Consider the following 16,301-nt stretch of genomic DNA (forward strand, 5'->3'; position numbering starts at 1 on the left):
AAACGAGGACCGATCAGCCCGCGACCAGCTCGGCCGGCAGGCGGAATTCGATGTTTTCTTCCCGCCCCGGGACCACCGCGACCTCAACCGGTCCGATGCGCCGCAGGGCTTCGATGACGTCGTCGACGAGGACTTCGGGGGCCGAGGCGCCGGCGGTGATGCCGACGGCCTTGGCGTCCTTCAGCCAAACCGGATCGAGCTCGCTGCCATCAGCGATCAGATAGCTTGCGACCCCGGCCTCGGTGCCGATCTCGCGCAGTCTGTTCGAGTTGGAGCTGTTGGCGGCGCCCACCACCAGGATGACGTCCACCAGCTTGCTTAAGTCCCTTACCGCAGATTGCCGGTTCTGTGTCGCATAGCAGATATCCCGGATATCGGGACCTTGAAGGTCTGTAAAGCGGGCTTGAAGGGCTAAAATGATGTCCCTGGTGTCGTCCACGCTGAGCGTGGTCTGGGTGATATAGGCCATGGGGGTGTCGACCGGCAGGGGCAGGGGCAGGGCGGCGACGTCGGCGACGTTCTGGACCAGATAGACCGGGCCGGGAACCTGACCCATGGTTCCCTCGACCTCCGGGTGGCCGGCATGGCCGATCAGTACCAGGGTACGGCCTTTGGACATGTAGCGCTTGCCCTGGTTGTGGACCTTGGTCACCAGCGGGCAGGTGGCATTGAGCACCGGCAGCCCGCGGGCGGCGGCTTCCTCCTCCACCGTCCGGGCGACACCGTGGGCGCTGAACACGGTGACGGCGCGCGGCGGCACCTCGGAGAGGTCCTCGACGAAGATGGCGCCCTTGGCCTTCAGGCTCTCCACCACGTGCTTGTTGTGGACGATCTCATGACGCACATAGACCGGCGGGCCATACTTCTCCAGCGCGCGCTCGACGATCTCGATCGCACGCACGACTCCAGCACAAAAACCGCGCGGCTGCGCGAGATACACCTGCATGGGACGTCCAGCCACGTTGCCTCACTTTCGACCCGGCACCTCCGTGCGTGCGACGGGGCTGCAATATTCGCACCAGCGAATGCCCCAATTGCCCGCCACACCGATGGAAGCGCAGGGCTTTGTGTCAAAAATCGAGCGAAGAGGAAAGCCAGTCTGCAAGTCGCTCGCATGTGACCCGTCGCACACAGCCCGCGACAGGCCGCAGGTAATTTAGTAATTATAAATTAGATCAATTAATTGAGTTGGTTATGCTCTCACTCGTTCGTCACTTTACCGCCGAGAACAGCCGCTATATCAGCCGCCCCGACGGTTCCGTGCATCGTTCGACCTGATCCGCCGTCGAGGGACCATCCTCGTCTTCAAAGGTTGGGCCAGGCCGGGTCGGGGCGCCGCTCAGGATGTGTGCGTCCGGGGCTCGCCCTGATCGGGGAACTCCGCCATGAAGCGGACGTTTCCGCCCAGCTCTCTAAACATTAGAAAGTCACGAAGTGCTGACCACGTTTGTCGTCTCGATCGTCAAGGCCTGCACCCGGTTTGCCTGGCCGACATTGATTGCGGCCCTGCTGCTCTCCGTAGGCGCGGGCTTCTATACGGCGCGTCATTTCTCCATCAATACCGACATCAACAAGCTCATTTCGCCCGAGCTCGACTGGCGCAAGCGCGACCAGCAGTACGAGCAGGCCTTCGATCGCGATCGGATGATCCTGGCGGTGGTCGAAGCGGCGACGCCCGAGATGACAGGTGTGGCGGCCGATGCGCTCGCCAAGAAGCTCAAGGGCGACACCGCGAACTTCTCATCGGTCGAGCTGCTCGGCGGCGGCGAGTTCTTCGCCAGGAACGGCCTGCTGTTCCTGCCGACCGAGGAGGTCAAGCAACTGACGGACCAGTTCGCGGCGGCGGCACCGCTGGTCGAGATCATGGCCGGGGACCCCTCGATCCGCGGCCTGACCGGTGCGCTGGAGACCGGCCTTGCCGGCGTCAAGCGCGGGCAAGTCAAGCTCGACAACGTCGCGCGGCCGTTCGACTACATCTCCCAGACCGTCGAGACCGTGCTCGACAAGGGCGATGCGACCTTCTCCTGGCGCCAGTTGATCTCCGACAAGCCGCTCGAAGACAGTGACAAGCGCGCCTTCATCCAATTCAAGCCGATCCTCGACTACCAGGCGCTCGAGCCGGGCAAGGCCGCCACCGATGCGATCCGGCAGGCCGCGGTCGAGCTCGATTTCCCGAACCGTTTTCATGCGCGCGTGCGGCTGACCGGGCCGGTGCCGATCGCCAACGAGGAATACGCCACCGTGCAGGAGGGCGCCGTCGTCAACGGCATCGGCACCGTGATCGTCGTGCTGATCATCCTGTGGCTGGCGCTGCATTCGGCCAAGATCATCTCGGCCGTGTTCATCAACCTGTTCATCGGCCTCGCCCTCACCACGGCCGTTGGCCTGATGATGGTCGGCTCCCTGAATCTGTTGTCGGTCGCGTTCGCCGTGCTGTTCATCGGCCTGGGCGTCGATTTCGGCATCCAGTTCAGCGTCCGCTACCGTTCCGAGCGCTTCAAGAACGACAATCTGCCTGAGGCGCTGGCGGAAGCAGCGCGCCGCTCCGCCGTGCCGCTGTCGCTTGCGGCGATGGCGACGGCTGCCGGCTTCCTGTGCTTCCTGCCGACCGACTACAAGGGCATCTCCGAGCTCGGTGCCATCGCCGGCGCCGGCATGATCATCGCGTTCCTGTCGTCGATCACGGTGCTGCCGGCCCTGCTGAGGATTCTCAATCCGCCCGGCGAGAAGGAGCCGGTCGGCTACGCCTTCCTGGCGCCTGTCGATCATTTCCTGGAGAAGCACCGGGTGCCGATCATCGTCGGCACGCTCGGCCTGGTCGTCGCCGGCCTGCCGCTGCTCTACTACATGAAGTTCGACTTCAACCCGATGAACCTGCGCAATCCGCGCGCCGAGTCGATCGCGACCTATCTCGACCTGCGAAAGGATCCGAACACGGGCGCCAACGCGATCGACGTGCTGACGCGCTCCGAGACCGAGGCCAAGGCGATCGAGGCCAAGCTCGGGAAGCTCCCCGAAGTGGCGCGCGTGATGTCGCTCGACAGCTTCGTCCCCGAGGACCAGCCGGCCAAGCTGAAGCTGATCGCGCAGGGCGCGAAGGTGCTGGGGCCTGCGCTCAATCCGGACCAGATCGATGCGGCGCCAAGCGACAAGGAGAATGTGGACGCCCTGAACTCGACCGTCGACAATCTCCGGCGCACCGCGGGCGAGAGCAGTGGGCCGGGCGCGGTCGCGTCGCGGCGGCTCGCCGACGCGCTTGCCAGGCTCGCGGGCGCCAGCGAAGCGGTGCGCAACAAGGCGCAGGCGGTGTTCGTCGAGCCGTGGAAGATCACGCTGGCGCAGCTTGGCGCCACGTTGCAGGCGCAGCCCGTCAGCCTCGCGAACCTGCCACCGGAGCTGGTGTCGCAGTGGAAGAGCAAGGACGGATTGATTCGGGTCGAGGCGCAGCCGAAGGGGGATCCGAATGACAACGACAATCTCAGGCGATTTGCCAACGCGGTGCTGGCGGCCGAGCCCAATGCGATCGGCGGGCCGGTGTCGATCCTGAAGTCAGGTGACACGATCGTGAAGGCATTCATCCACGCCGGCATCTACTCGCTGGTCGTGATCAGCCTCCTGTTGTGGGTGACCTTGAAGCGCTTCACCGACGTGCTGATGACGATCGTGCCGCTGCTGGTCGCAGGCGCCGTGACGTTGGAGATCTGCGTGCTGATCAAGCTGCCGCTGAACTTCGCCAACATCGTCGCCCTGCCGCTCCTGCTTGGCATTGGCGTCGCGTTCAAGATCTACTACGTGGTGGCGTGGCGCGGCGGCCGCACCAACCTGCTGCAGACCAGCCTGACCCGGGCGATCTTCTTCAGCGCGCTGACGACGGCGACCGCGTTCGGCAGCCTGTGGCTGTCGAGCCATCCCGGAACGTCCAGCATGGGCAAGCTGCTGGCGCTGTCGCTGGTCACCACGCTCGCCGCCGTGCTGCTGTTCCAGCCGGCGCTGATGGGCAAGCCTCGCGAGATCAAGGAGCAAGAGGGCTCGTGATCCCGGAATAGAAAAAGCGGCCGATCTCTCGGCCGCTTTTTTGTTCGGGTGACGGACGCCAATTAACGGGCGCGCGCGATATCGGGCAGCAGGCAGATATCGCCGACCTGGTCCGCGGGCTTTTGTCCCGGCTTGGCCAATGCGGTTGCGCCACTGCCGACGCCGGTCGTCGTTTTGGCCGCCGGGGCAGGGGCTGGCGCGATTGGTTTCTGTGTACCTTTAGCCATGCTGTTCACGGGGCTCGACGGGATCGGCGGAGCGACCCGCGTCCAGGTCTCGCCGCCGCACAGGAAGCCGAGCACGCAGCCCTTGATCTCCAGGTGATCGGGATCGATCGGCGTGATGGTCGAGCTGTAGAGCTGCCCATCCTTGGCGTTGTAGACTTGGCCTTCCCACGCGTCTGCGCCGGGCTTCTTCTTCATGTCGATCAGGATCGGCATGCCGAGCGTCGGACGGCTCTGGCGGGCCGGATCGGGGTTGTTGCTGTCGCGTCCGCCCGGGGTCTTCTCCCAGGCCACGACGCCCCACATGCTGCCATTGCATTGTGCGACTCGGATGTTCGCGACGCCGTCGGCGACCCGCCAGTCGCCGGTGGGGTCGGCCGCGAGCGCGGAAGAAATTCCTGCTGCGAACACGACTGCGGAGTATGCTAGTGTCGTCGACATGAGATATCTAAGGCGATGCAACATTGGCAGAAACCCGTGCTTGCTTTGATGGTGCGAATGAGGGCAAAACGCCGCATTGCGCGTTTTCAGTTGACGTCACGTCCATCAACCGAAGTATGTAGCCGATGCTAAAACCCAATCTAGACGTTTCCGAGATGTTTGTGGAGCGCCAAGCGCAGCGCAGCACGATGCATTCTCGGCATCTGAACGAGCAGCTTGTCCGCGTTCTCAAGACGATTGGATATGATGTTGGGTTCCAGAAGGGACAAGGGCAATATCTCTACGATCGTGATGGGGCCCGTTATCTTGACCTGCTCAGCGGTTTTGGCGTCTTTGCAATCGGCCGCAATCATCCGACGCTGCGCGCCGCGCTGAAAAGCGTCCTCGACAGCGATCTGCCGAATCTCGTTCAGCTCGACGTCTCGACCCTGGCGGGTGTTCTTGCCGAGCGGCTGCTGGAATATGTCCCGTATCTGGACAAGGTGTTCTTTGCCAATTCCGGCGCCGAGACCGTGGAAGCCGCGATCAAATTCGCGCGTGGCGCGACCGGCCGGCCTGGTATCGTCTATTGCGGGCACTCCTATCACGGCCTCACCTACGGCGCGCTATCGCTGACCGATGATTCGAACTTCCGCAACGGCTTCGAGCCGCTGCTGCCGGGCTGCACGGCCATCCCCTTCAACGATCTTGCCGCGCTCGAGCAGGCGCTGTCGTCGCGCGAGATCGCAGCCTTCATCGTCGAGCCGATCCAGGGCAAGGGCGTCAACATGCCCTCTGACGAGTTCCTGCCCGGGGCCGCCGCGCTCTGCAAGAAATATGGCACCATCTTCATCGCCGACGAGATCCAGACCGGCATGGGACGCACCGGCCGGTTCCTGGCGGTGGAACATTGGAATGTCGAGCCCGACATGGTGCTGCTGTCGAAGGCGCTGTCCGGCGGCCATGTCCCGGTCGGCGCGCTGCTGACGCGCAAGCAGATCTTCGACAAGATATTCAACCGCATGGACCGCGCCGTGGTGCACGGCTCGACCTTCGCCAAGAACGACCTCGCGATGGCCGCCGGCATTGCCACGCTCGAGGTGATGAAGGCCGAGAAGCTGGTGGAGGCCGCCGCCAAGCGCGGCGCCGAGCTGCGGCTGGCGCTGACGCGGATGGTGCCGGGCTACGAGCTGCTCAAGGAAGTGCGCGGCAAGGGACTGATGATCGGCGTCGAGTTCGGTCCGCCGAAATCGCTGCGCCTCAAGGCCTCCTGGACCATGCTGGAGAGCGCCAACAAGGGCCTGTTCTGCCAGCTCATCACGGTGCCGCTGTTCAAGGATCACAAGATCCTGACCCAGGTCGCCGGCCATGGCCTGCACACGATCAAGCTGCTGCCGCCGCTGACCATCACCGAAGAGGACTGCGCCTGGATCGAGCGCGCCTTCGACGACGTCATCGCGCAGAGCCACAAGGTCCCCGGCGCGATCTGGTCGCTCGGCAAGACCCTGGTCGACAACGCGATCCGCAAATCGGCGTGATGTTCGCGTCGGGTGGGCAAAGGCGCGTAGCGCCGTGCCCACCGTTTCAGTTCGTCTCCGGACAGACCGTGGGCACGCTTCGCTCGCAATGACTGAAGCGCGAGAGCGCGTCATCCCTCCTTGTTCGCACCCATCGCGCGCTCGAACCGCTCGCCGAACTCGTTGAGTTCGTCGGCGCCGATATCGCTGACCGCCCAATAGCTCAGGCCGCGGTCGTGCCAAGAGCGAATGTTGAAGCCCTGGACGGTGTCCATCCGTGCGGCGCGGCGCTCGGTAGACGCGGTCTGCGCCACGAACAGGTTGATGACGTGCTGGCGGCGGCGATAGACCACGGCGCCGATCGCGCGTGCGTCGACGTAGTCGAGCCGCCCGCCGATCAACGTGAAGCCTTGTGCGGTGAGGTCGATCACCGGTGGCGCGACGTCGAGCTTGCCGTTGAACCAGGGCTTGACGGTGTGCTGATCGGTCGAGATCACGTCGGTGAGGTGCCCGGCCTGCAGCGAGCGCAGATGCGCCGAGACGATCTCGGCCTCGATCCGCTGCTGGTCGTCATTGCGCAGCACGATGGCGACGAGGCCGGTGGCCGCCAGCGCCGACACCGCCGAGCCCAGGGCGAAGCCTCGCAGCAGCGTACGTCGGCTCGGCACTGCAGCGAGCGGGGTGATGGAGGCCGCATCGGCCGGCGGCAGGGTGGCTTCGATCCGCAGGCGCAAGGCAGGGGACGCCTTGTAGCTGAGGTCGGTGCCGGCGAGCATCTGCTTCATCTGCCGGATTGCAGCAAGCTCGGCGGCGCAGCGCGGGCAGCTCGCAACATGGGCTTCGACCTCGCGCACGTGGCCGGCGTCGAGCTCGCCATCGACCAGCGCGTGGATCAGGATCTCGGCTTCATCGCAGGTCATCGTTGTGGCTCCTCCCGCGCGAGCCAGGCGGCGCGCAGCATCGCGCGGGCGCGGGCGAGGCGCGACATCACGGTGCCGACCGGCACGCCGGCCGCCGCCGCGATCTCGCGATAGGACAGATCGTTGACCTCGCGCATGACGAAGGTCTCGCGAAACGGCTCGGCCAGCGTGTCGATCAGCCGGCGGATCGCCGAGGCATCACGTTCCCGCAATACGGCGCCTTCCGGCGTCTCGGCGCTCTCCTGCCACAGCGGCGGCTGCTCGGCCGCTTCCGGCGCGTCGTCGAGCGCCTTGGCCGGCGCGCCGGCGCGGCGCGCGAATTCGGCGTGGCAGACGTTGCGCAGGATCGCGAACAGCCACGGCTTCATCGCCGGGCCACGGTAAGTGTCGAAATGCTTCAGCGCACGCAGGTAGCATTCCTGCACGGCGTCCTCGGCGTCGGCAGGGTTGCGCAGGAGATAGCGCGCCAGGGTGTAGACGTCGTCGAGATAGGGCAGCGCCGCCTCGCGGAAGCGTCGCGCCCTCTCGGGATCGTCATTGGCTGTTGTCACCGGCGTGGTCTCCGGCTCGGTTCGCGGTCGCACGGCGCGGCCGGCGCTGCGCCGCCGACCGGTCCATGTGACGATGCTCATGCCCTGGTTCGCGATGCTACTCAACCTTGACCAGTCCCGTCATGTGCGGATGCAGCGAGCAGAAATATTTGTAGTCGCCGGCGGCTGCGAAGGTGAAGGAGAAGCTGTCGTCGGTATCGAGCGTCTTCGACCTGTATTTCCCGGCCGACACCACCGTGTGCGGGATGTCGTCATGGTTGGTCCAGGTCACCGTGTCGCCGACCTTCACCGTCAGCGCAGCCGGGGTGAAGGTGAAATTGTCGATCGTGACCTTGATGGTCTCGGCGCGCGCCGGCGTGGCGCAAACAAGCAGTACGGCGGCCAAGCCGGCACCGCGAAGAACAAGCTGGATCATCGCGTTTTCGTCCCTCAGCCCGCAAGCGGCGTATCGATGATGGCGAGGCGCTCGTCACCGACCTTGAAATCGATGCTGGCGATGCCGAGCAGGCTGCGCAGCCTTGCGTCCTCGACCTTCATCGGGCCGGGCGAGGGCGCCGTGCCCGGCGCCGGTTGCGGGAACGCGGTCGAGCGCGCGGTGTGGAAGGTGACGTTGCCTTCGACCTTCTGCATCACCTGGTGGATATGGCCGTTCAGCACCGTCACCGAGCCGAACCCCTTCAGGGTGTCTAGCGCGCGGCCGCCGTCCTCGGTTCCCCAGCCCCATTGCGGATACACCGTCCACAGCGGGATGTGCGCGAACACCACGATCGGCGTGGATCTGGAGCGGCCCTTGAGATCCTGCTCCAGCCAGGCAAGCTGCTCGGCGCCGAGATTGCCGAGCCCGCCGGCCTTGAGATCGACCACGTTGACGAGGCCGATGAAGTGCACGCCATTGGCGTCGAACGAATACCAACCGGCGCCGCGGCTGCCCTTGCCGTAGCGCTCCTTGTAGAGCTTGACGTCCTCGTCGAGGAAGTCGTGCTCACCCGGCACGTAGTGCACGTCGAGCCGGGATTGCGAGATGATGCGGTCGGCATCGTCGAACTCGGCCGCCTTCGACAGATGCGAGATGTCGCCGGTATGGATCATGAAGGCCGGCTTCACCGGCATCGCCTTGATGCGATTTACGGCCTCTTCCAACGTCCCGATCGCGTTGGGATTGGCCGGCTTGTCGAAGCCGACATGGCTGTCGCTGATCTGCAGGAAGGTCAGGCCGGAGGCGGGCTGCTCGGCCGCCCGCGCCGCGTCGACCAGGCCGAGCGAGCGTGGCACGCCGCCCGACAGCGTCCAGAGCACGCCCGTGCCCGCCCATGTCATGCACTCCAGCACCTTGCGGCGGCTGACGCCGTTCTCGTCATGATCACCAAGGCTCATCGTCATCTCCCGTTGCCCGTCATCGAGCTTGCGGGTGAGAAGAGCGGTGGTGGCCCGGGTTTATTCCCGGCTTCTCGCGATCCAAAAGCGATGACGTGTTCGTGATCATGCCGGCAATGGCCGACGGCTCACCTGTTCACGCAGGATGTGGCGCAGGGCCGCGCGAAAGATATGAGCGGCTGATGGACCGGATGCGACGTCGATGCATGAGCGCGTGACCCCGACCCTGCAACGAACCGAGACGTCGCGCGATCGGATCGTGGCGCTCGACCGCGCCAGGACCTTCATCACGCTCTCGGTCGTGCTCTATCACTCCGCGATCAACTACACCGATTTCGGCCAGGGCGGCGACCGCATGCACTGGCTCGGATTCGATCTGGTCGCGCTGTTCAACGACAGCTACTTCATGTCGTGCATGTTCTTCATCTCCGGCCTGTTCGTGCCGGCAAGCCTGGCGGGCAGGGGCGCGTCGGACTATGTCGGGCGCCGTGCGCTGCGGCTCGGCGTGCCCTATATCGTGTCGATCTTCGTGATCATGCCGATCGCCTACTACCGCTACTACGTGGCGGAGGATCAGTTCAGCGCGGTGTGGTGGCGGATGATCAGAGAGGGGCCGTGGCCGTCCGGCTCGGCCTGGTTTCTCTGCGTACTGCTGGGGTTTGATATGCTGGCTGCGTTCGTCTGGGTCCTGGCACCGCAGGCGGTCGGCGCACTCGGGCGTTGGGCCGGAATGGTGCTGCACTATCCGCTCACTGGCTTCCTGATCTTCCTCGTGATCGCCAACCTGGTCTATCTGCCGCCGCATCTCGGCTTCGGTGACGGATTCTGGTTCATGCCCGGACATTTTCCGCTGCCGCTGCAGGCGAGCCGCGTGCTGCTCTATCCGGCCTTCTTCGTCGGCGGCGTCGCGATCGGCGCCGCCGGGCTGCGGACGGGGCCGTTCGCAGCCGACGGCGCGCTGGTGCGGCGCTGGTGGATCTGGTTCGGTCTTTCCTACGGCTGCTATGGCGCGATCCTGTTGCTGGCCTACGCGCATCACAACTGGATCGCCGATTTCGATTCCCCGCCACTGTGGTGGCGCGCGGCCTATGGCATGGCGGTGGCGAGCTTCTGCGCCGCGATGGCGTTCGGCGTGCCGACCTTCTTCCTGCGCTGGGCGAAGGCGCCGCTGACGCTGATGGATCGCATCCAGCCAGAGGCCTACGGCATCTATCTCCTGCACTTCCTGCCGTTGCTATGGCTGCAATATCTGGTCTACGACCCGGCGTGGCCGGCCGCCGTGAAGTTCGCGACCGTGCTGATCGGCACGCTGTCGGTGAGCTGGCTCGCAGCAGCACTGTTGCGCCGGGTTCCGCTGGTGGCGCGGATCATCTAGGTCAGCATGCGGCGATGCGTAGGTGGGCAAAGGCGATGCCGTGCTCTCTCACATCCGAGATATTAGTGGCGCCGTGCCCGCCGCCGTGCCGCCGAGTCTGCCGCACGACGGTGGGCACGCGCCGCCTTCGGCGCCGCTTTGCCCACCCTACGATTCCCGCATCATTGCGAGGAGCCCAAGGCGAAGAAGCAATCCAGAGTGGGGTCGGGACCCTGGATTGCTTCGCTGCGTTCGCAATGACGGGAATGAGGAGTCGGACGTGAGCGCCTAGCGCCCATCCTCCAAGATCATCGACGCCGCTTTCTCCGCGATCATCGCCGTCGGCGTGTTGGTGTTGCCTGACGTGATGGTCGGCATGATCGAGGCATCGGCGACGCGCAGCCGTTCGATGCCGCGGAAGCGCAGCCGCTCGTCGACGACCGCCATCGGATCGTCTGCGGTGCCCATCCTGGCGGTGCCGACGGGATGGAAGATCGTGGTGCCGATGTCGCCGGCGGCCTTGGCCAGCGCGGCGTCGTCATCGCCGACCGACGGGCCGGGCAGGTATTCCTGCGGCCTGTAGGCCGCAAGCGCATTCTGCTTCATCAGCCGGCGCGTGACGCGGATGGCATCGGCCGCGACCTGGCGGTCGTCCTCGGTCGCCAGATAGTTCGGTGCGATCGACGGCGCCTCGTCGATCCTGGCTGACCGAATGCGCACCGTGCCGCGCGAGGTCGGGCGGAGGTTGCAGGCGCTGACGGTGATCGCGGGAAAACGATGCAGGGGATCGCCGAACTTGTCGAGCGACAGCGGCTGCACGTGAAACTGGATGTTGGCGCGGTCGCGCCTCGGGTCCGAGCGCGTGAAGATGCCGAGCTGCGACGGCGCCATGGTCAGCGGCCCGCGGCGCCGGAACGCATAGTCGAGCCCCATCAGGCCGCGGCGGACCAGCGAGTAATAGGTCTCGTTCAGCGTCTTCACGCCCGTGACCTTGTAGATCGCGCGCTGTTGCAGGTGGTCCTGCAGATTGCGCCCCACGCCTGGCTTGTCGAGGACGACGTCGATGCCGAGCTCGCCGAGCCACTCGGCCGGGCCGATGCCGGAGCGCTGCAGCACCTGCACCGAGCCGATCGAGCCGGCGCTGAGGATCACCTCGCCCTTGGTGCGCGCCTCGATGGTCTCACCATTCTGCTGGAAGCGCACGCCTGTGGCACGGCCGTTCTCGACGATCAGGCGGTCGACGAGGACGTTGGTTTCGAGCCGCAGGTTAGGCCGCTTCAGCGCCGGCTTGAGGAAGCCCCGCGCGGAGGACCAGCGCCGGCCGCGCTTCTGGTTGACGTGGAAATAGCTGATGCCTTCATTGTCGCCGGTATTGAAGTCGGGGATGCGGCGGATGCCCATCTGCTCGGCGGCGTCGCCGACCGCGTCCAGCACCGCCCAGGACAGCCGGGGCGCCTCGATGCGCCAGCCGCCGCCGGTGCCGTGATGCTCGCTCTCGCCGAGAAAATGATCCTCCAGCCGTTTGAACACCGGGAGCACGTCGGCATAGCTCCAACCGGCGAGACCGAGCTGGCGCCAATGGTCGTAGTCAGCGGCCTGGCCGCGCATCGAGATCATGGCGTTGATCGCCGAGCAGCCGCCGATCACCTTGCCGCGGGGGTAGGCCAGCGAGCGGCCGTTCAGGCCCGGCTCGGCCTCGGTGCGAAACATCCAGTCGGAGCGTGGATTGCCGATCGCGAAGAGGTAGCCGACCGGAATATGGAACCAGATCCAATTGTCGTTGCCGCCGGCCTCGAGAATCAGGACGCGGCTGTTCGGATCGGCCGACAGCCGGTTGGCGAGGATGCAGCCGGCAGTGCCGGCGCCCACCACGATATAGTCGAAATCCCCCTCGAGCTGTCTCGGCATCGGCATTCCCTTCCCATCATTGCCAGGCTTTTAGTCAGCCCGGACGGGCCCGGACAAGCGCCACGTTCATGGCTGGTTGACCGAGCCATGAGACGGGCGCAGCCCTTATCTTGGGCGGTGCGGCTTTTGCATGCTAAACAGGCGCAAAGTCCCACAGGAGTTACGAGATTTCCCATGCCCATCGTCAACCGCGTCGCCGATCTGCAGCCCGATATCCAGGCCTGGAGGCGGGATATCCATTCGCATCCGGAGCTGCTCTACGACGTGCACCGGACGGCGGCCTTCGTCGCCGAGCGGCTGCGCGAGTTCGGCTGTGACGAGGTCGTGACGGGCCTCGGCAAGACTGGCGTGGTCGGCGTCATCAAGGGCCGGAAGCCCGGCCATGGCGAGGTGAGGGTGCTCGGACTACGCGCCGACATGGACGCGCTGCCGATCGAGGAGGCGACCGGGCTGCCCTATGCCTCGAAGACCCCGGGCATGATGCATGCCTGCGGCCATGACGGCCACACCGCGATGCTGCTCGGCGCGGCGCGCTATCTCGCGGAGACGCGCAATTTCGCCGGCGAGGTCGCCGTGATCTTCCAGCCGGCCGAGGAGGGCGGTGGCGGTGCGGACGCGATGATCAAGGACGGGCTGATCGACCGCTTCAAGATCGATCAGGTCTACGGCATGCACAACGGCCCCGGCCTGCCGGTCGGCGCGTTCGCCATTCGCCAGGGGGCGCTGATGGCATCGACCGACGCGGTCGACATCACCATCGAGGGCCATGGCGGTCATGCCGCCAAGCCGCATAATTGCATCGACTCTCTTCTCGTCGGCGCCCAGCTCGTCACGGCGCTGCAGCAGATCGTGTCGCGCAGCGTCGATCCGCTGGAGGCCGCGGTGCTGTCGATCTGCGAGTTCCACGCCGGCAACGCCCGCAACGTGATTCCGCAGAGCGCGGTGCTGCGCGGCACGGTGCGGACGCTGACGCCAAAGGTGCGCGAGCTGATGGAGAAGCGGGTGCGCGAGGTCGTGACCGGCGTCGCCCAGATGACCGGCGCCAAGATCGACCTGAACTATGCGCGCGGCTATCCCGTCGTCATCAATCACGCCGAGCAGACCGAGATCGCGATCCGCGCCGCCAAGGAGGTCGCGGGCGATGCCAACGTGCACGAGATGCCGCCGATGATGGGCGGCGAGGACTTCGCCTACATGCTCGAAGCTCGTCCCGGCGCCTTCATCTTCGTCGGCAACGGCGACAGCGCCGGCCTGCATCATCCCGCCTACAACTTCAACGACGAGGCGATCGTCTACGGCACCTCGTTCTTCATCAAGGTGGTGGAGAACACGCTGGCGGCGTGAGCCGCGGCCCAGCCATCTCAGATGAACTGATCCGCCAGACAGGGGCGCCGACCGGAGTCGGCGCCCCTGTCTTATGGATGGGGCGCCTGTTTGTTATTTTGCCGCCTCTGGCGCTGACAGGCGCAGCGCGTATTGATTCGATCCGCCTGCATCGATCGTGCGGCTTGTTTGTTACGAATTCTCCTCACGTCCCAACGACAGGCATCGCTGCAACGATGATCTGTATCGGCGCGCGTCACGCGATGCGCAGCTGACGACGCGCGCCCGTCTGCGGAGCTGAAATAAATTTCCGCCAGCGTCACTGTCGTAACAGGCAAGTGTTTTCAAAGACACAACCTAAGGTATTTACAACGAAAGCGAGTAAGTTATAGTCATTCGCGTTTCTGCTCACTGCTCGTGATCGAGCGTTCATTGCCTGTCTGAAATTTCCTTGTTCACCAGTTCGATTCCACAGATGGAGAACCCCCATGGACGTCAAGAAGCTCTCCGTGAAGGAAGCGGCTGCGGCCGCGGCCAAGTGTGCGGCAACTGCGGCGCAATGCGCGGCAAACTCGGCCAAGTGCGCTGCGACGGCAGCGCATGCCCAGGCTAAGGCGGCGTCGGCACGGTGTGCGGCCACCGCTGCGCGATGCGCAGCAACTGCGGCGCGCTGTGCGGCCACAGCCGCAAAGTGTGCTGCCTCCTGAAGCAGATCTCCTGCAAGAAATCCGGCCCGCTGGCTGAGCCGGCGTGGTCGGGCTGGTCGGAGATGAGACCTATGAGCTTTCCGCGTCTTGGAGTGGGACTCCAATTCAACCCGGAACTGATCGGCTGGTTTCCCTTCCTCGACCAGCCGCTTGATGCGCTCGAAATCCTGTTCGACTCGATCATGAGCCCCCTCGATGGCCCGGGGGTGTTGTCTCCCCGTGCCATCGAACTCGTCCGTGATGTCTCAGGCAAGTTTCCGCTGCTCGGACATTCGAACTATGGCGGAGATTTCGGCTTCGAGGATCTGACGGCGACAGCCGCGGTGCGCCGACACGTGCCGCTGGCCAGGAAGTTCGGCGTGGCCTGGGTTGCCAATCACTGCTTCTACAGCGATGCGTCCTGGGCGGATGTGTGGAGCAGTCCGCTGCAGTTTTCTCGCGCGGAGGTCGTGCGGCTCGCCGAGCGGGCGCGCACGCTGCAGGCGCTCTATGGCGTCCCGCTCGCGCACGAAAACGCAGCCTATTATCGGACCTGTCCCGGCAGCGAGATGCCCGAGGAAGAGTTCCTCGCGGCAATCCTGGAACTATCGGGGACCTATCTGCATCTCGATCTTCACAATCTGTATGCGAATGCGCAGAACCACGGCTCACGCGGCTACTCCATTCAACGCTTCCTGGCGACGATCCCGTCCGAGCGCATCATCTCCATCCACCTCGCAGGCGGGCGTTGGATCGGTGGCCAGTATCACGATCTTCACGACACGCAGGTCACCGAAGAGGTGTGGGACCTTCTCGATGACGTTCTGGCGCGGGCGCGCCCCGGGGCCGTCATCCTCGAATACGAGACGCAATCCCTCTATTGCGCGGGGGAGCGGGTCGATACGGACCGCACCACTGACTTGATCCTCTCCGACCTGGAGCGGGCGCGGAATGCCTGGGATCGCGCCTATGGACCGGCGAGCCGCCGTACCACCCGCAGCGAGGCCGCGTGATGAATGCCGAGCTGGTATGGAGCACTTGGCGTCGCGTGTTGAGAGACGATGGTCTCGTCACATGGATCACCCGATCCGACGCCCGAACCGCAGATCCGGATGGCCTCTCTGTGGAGGAGAGAGCGATTGTCACTGACTACGCGGGCACGCCGGAGGCCACGAACGCCAATATCGGCATGTACCGGCGCGGACTCGTCAGGAATGCGTTGGGGGCGCTCGATCTGGTGCCGCTGACACGCCGCCTTCTGAACATGAGCGGTCGCGACGTCGACATTGTGGCTGAGGATTTCGTCAGATCGACCGGCTATCCGGACGACGGACCGAATTTCTGGCGCTGTGCGGCCGGCTTCGTCGCCTATCTGACCAGGCTTCCGGAATTTGCGTCCCGCGCCCATCAGGACGTCATGGCGATTGATGACGCGACGATCGCCTTGGCGCGCAGGCTCGGCCGGTCGGCGCCGCCGGCGTGGCCCGTCGACGCGGCCCGCCACGCGGGCGTGGCGGCGCGCAGCGAGGGTGAGGCGGCTCGCGTCCGTCGCAATCCGGCTGCGGTCGTGGTTTCGTCATCCTGCGATCTCACGCCCTGGATCGAGGACCCATTCGAGTTCGATCCGTCCGACGATCTCGAGGCCTCGTCGCGCCATTGGCTGGTGTATTTCCCGGGGCCCGAGCTAGCGCATGAATATGCAGAACTGTCGGAGCGGGGGGCCCGGGCGTTCGACCTGCTCGGCACGCCGCGGACCGTTGACGAGTTGGCTCTGGAAATGCGCGATCTCTCGCGTGACGACGTGCAGGCCGTGGTCGGATCGCTGGCGGAATTGGGCGTCCTGACGAGCGGGGCGGACGGGCTAGCATCGGGAAACATCCTGACGATGGAGGGCTGCACCGACCGTTCAGTTCAGTCGCGCATCGAATGGGCGCCAGTCCCATGAGACCGCTTGAAAAGCCCTTGCGTTCTGCTCCCGACAGCCTTCCC

Annotated in this window: 13 protein-coding genes; 6 read left to right on the forward strand and 7 right to left on the reverse strand. The window is 65.1% G+C overall.

Annotated elements, in window-relative coordinates; genetic code table 11:
• Nucleotides 1-13: 13 nt before the first annotated feature.
• The gene (gene ispH / locus QX051_RS13780; RefSeq protein ID WP_315776488.1) at nucleotides 14-946 is read right to left on the reverse strand and encodes a 4-hydroxy-3-methylbut-2-enyl diphosphate reductase; all 933 of its coding nucleotides are present in this window, start codon (nucleotides 944-946) and stop codon (nucleotides 14-16) included.
• A gap of 488 nt (nucleotides 947-1,434) precedes the next feature.
• Between ispH and QX051_RS13785 the strand changes: the two genes are divergently transcribed.
• Complete coding sequence (locus QX051_RS13785; protein ID WP_315776489.1) at nucleotides 1,435-4,035, forward strand: MMPL family transporter; 2,601 nt, start codon at nucleotides 1,435-1,437, stop codon at nucleotides 4,033-4,035.
• Between the two features lie 62 nt (nucleotides 4,036-4,097).
• On the opposite strand, the gene QX051_RS13790 is transcribed toward QX051_RS13785, so the two are convergent.
• On the reverse strand, nucleotides 4,098-4,724 hold the full coding sequence (locus QX051_RS13790) for a DUF2147 domain-containing protein (protein WP_409997722.1): 627 nt from the start codon (nucleotides 4,722-4,724) through the stop codon (nucleotides 4,098-4,100).
• A gap of 101 nt (nucleotides 4,725-4,825) precedes the next feature.
• Between QX051_RS13790 and hpnO the strand changes: the two genes are divergently transcribed.
• Nucleotides 4,826-6,217 (forward strand): aminobacteriohopanetriol synthase HpnO, encoded by a 1,392-nt coding sequence (gene hpnO, locus QX051_RS13795; RefSeq protein WP_315737300.1) that lies wholly within the window; start codon nucleotides 4,826-4,828, stop codon nucleotides 6,215-6,217.
• Nucleotides 6,218-6,327: 110 nt separating this feature from the next.
• Here hpnO and QX051_RS13800 read toward each other — a convergent pair whose 3' ends face one another.
• The 4 genes from QX051_RS13800 to QX051_RS13815 all read right to left on the reverse strand — a co-directional run bounded on the left by QX051_RS13800 (nucleotide 6,328) and on the right by QX051_RS13815 (nucleotide 9,041).
• Complete coding sequence (locus QX051_RS13800; RefSeq protein ID WP_315776490.1) at nucleotides 6,328-7,116, reverse strand: anti-sigma factor; 789 nt, start codon at nucleotides 7,114-7,116, stop codon at nucleotides 6,328-6,330.
• Nucleotides 7,113-7,667 carry a sigma-70 family RNA polymerase sigma factor gene (locus QX051_RS13805; RefSeq protein WP_315737716.1) on the reverse strand — a complete coding sequence of 185 codons (555 nt, stop codon included), beginning with the start codon at nucleotides 7,665-7,667 and terminating at the stop codon, nucleotides 7,113-7,115. The genes QX051_RS13800 and QX051_RS13805 overlap by 4 nt, the downstream gene beginning before the upstream one ends.
• A gap of 97 nt (nucleotides 7,668-7,764) precedes the next feature.
• Nucleotides 7,765-8,082 (reverse strand): cupredoxin family copper-binding protein, encoded by a 318-nt coding sequence (locus tag QX051_RS13810; protein WP_315776491.1) that lies wholly within the window; start codon nucleotides 8,080-8,082, stop codon nucleotides 7,765-7,767.
• 14 nt (nucleotides 8,083-8,096) lie between these two features.
• Complete coding sequence (locus QX051_RS13815) at nucleotides 8,097-9,041, reverse strand: metallophosphoesterase family protein (RefSeq protein WP_315772526.1); 945 nt, start codon at nucleotides 9,039-9,041, stop codon at nucleotides 8,097-8,099.
• A gap of 202 nt (nucleotides 9,042-9,243) precedes the next feature.
• On the opposite strand from QX051_RS13815, the gene QX051_RS13820 reads away from it, so the two are divergent.
• On the forward strand, nucleotides 9,244-10,416 hold the full coding sequence (locus QX051_RS13820) for an acyltransferase (RefSeq protein ID WP_315776492.1): 1,173 nt from the start codon (nucleotides 9,244-9,246) through the stop codon (nucleotides 10,414-10,416).
• 267 nt (nucleotides 10,417-10,683) lie between these two features.
• Here QX051_RS13820 and QX051_RS13825 read toward each other — a convergent pair whose 3' ends face one another.
• A complete protein-coding gene (locus QX051_RS13825) occupies nucleotides 10,684-12,303 on the reverse strand; it encodes a GMC family oxidoreductase (RefSeq protein ID WP_315776493.1) in 1,620 nt (539 codons plus the stop codon).
• Nucleotides 12,304-12,477: 174 nt separating this feature from the next.
• Here QX051_RS13825 and QX051_RS13830 point away from each other — a divergent pair, with 174 nt between their 5' ends.
• From QX051_RS13830 to QX051_RS13840, 3 genes are all read left to right on the forward strand, one after another.
• Nucleotides 12,478-13,647 (forward strand): M20 aminoacylase family protein, encoded by a 1,170-nt coding sequence (locus tag QX051_RS13830; RefSeq protein ID WP_315757710.1) that lies wholly within the window; start codon nucleotides 12,478-12,480, stop codon nucleotides 13,645-13,647.
• Between the two features lie 757 nt (nucleotides 13,648-14,404).
• Nucleotides 14,405-15,325 (forward strand): DUF692 family multinuclear iron-containing protein, encoded by a 921-nt coding sequence (locus QX051_RS13835; protein ID WP_315772530.1) that lies wholly within the window; start codon nucleotides 14,405-14,407, stop codon nucleotides 15,323-15,325.
• Complete coding sequence (locus tag QX051_RS13840; RefSeq protein WP_315776495.1) at nucleotides 15,325-16,257, forward strand: hypothetical protein; 933 nt, start codon at nucleotides 15,325-15,327, stop codon at nucleotides 16,255-16,257. The genes QX051_RS13835 and QX051_RS13840 overlap by 1 nt, the downstream gene beginning before the upstream one ends.
• Nucleotides 16,258-16,301: the final 44 nt, after the last annotated feature.

Source organism: Bradyrhizobium sp. SZCCHNR1053 (assembly GCF_032381235.1).
Lineage (GTDB): Bacteria > Pseudomonadota > Alphaproteobacteria > Rhizobiales > Xanthobacteraceae > Bradyrhizobium.

Excerpts from the sequence above, each read along its gene's own strand:
- ispH (WP_315776488.1), bottom strand. The coding sequence starts at position 946 with ATGCAGGTGTATCTCGCGCAGCCGCGCGGTTTTTGTGCTGGAGTCGTG.
- QX051_RS13790 (WP_409997722.1), bottom strand. The coding sequence starts at position 4,724 with ATGTTGCATCGCCTTAGATATCTCATGTCGACGACACTAGCATACTCC.
- hpnO (WP_315737300.1), top strand. The coding sequence starts at position 4,826 with ATGCTAAAACCCAATCTAGACGTTTCCGAGATGTTTGTGGAGCGCCAA.
- QX051_RS13800 (WP_315776490.1), bottom strand. The coding sequence starts at position 7,116 with ATGACCTGCGATGAAGCCGAGATCCTGATCCACGCGCTGGTCGATGGC.
- QX051_RS13810 (WP_315776491.1), bottom strand. The coding sequence starts at position 8,082 with ATGATCCAGCTTGTTCTTCGCGGTGCCGGCTTGGCCGCCGTACTGCTT.
- QX051_RS13815 (WP_315772526.1), bottom strand. The coding sequence starts at position 9,041 with ATGAGCCTTGGTGATCATGACGAGAACGGCGTCAGCCGCCGCAAGGTG.
- QX051_RS13820 (WP_315776492.1), top strand. The coding sequence starts at position 9,244 with ATGCATGAGCGCGTGACCCCGACCCTGCAACGAACCGAGACGTCGCGC.
- QX051_RS13825 (WP_315776493.1), bottom strand. The coding sequence starts at position 12,303 with ATGCCGAGACAGCTCGAGGGGGATTTCGACTATATCGTGGTGGGCGCC.
- QX051_RS13830 (WP_315757710.1), top strand. The coding sequence starts at position 12,478 with ATGCCCATCGTCAACCGCGTCGCCGATCTGCAGCCCGATATCCAGGCC.
- QX051_RS13835 (WP_315772530.1), top strand. The coding sequence starts at position 14,405 with ATGAGCTTTCCGCGTCTTGGAGTGGGACTCCAATTCAACCCGGAACTG.
- QX051_RS13840 (WP_315776495.1), top strand. The coding sequence starts at position 15,325 with ATGAATGCCGAGCTGGTATGGAGCACTTGGCGTCGCGTGTTGAGAGAC.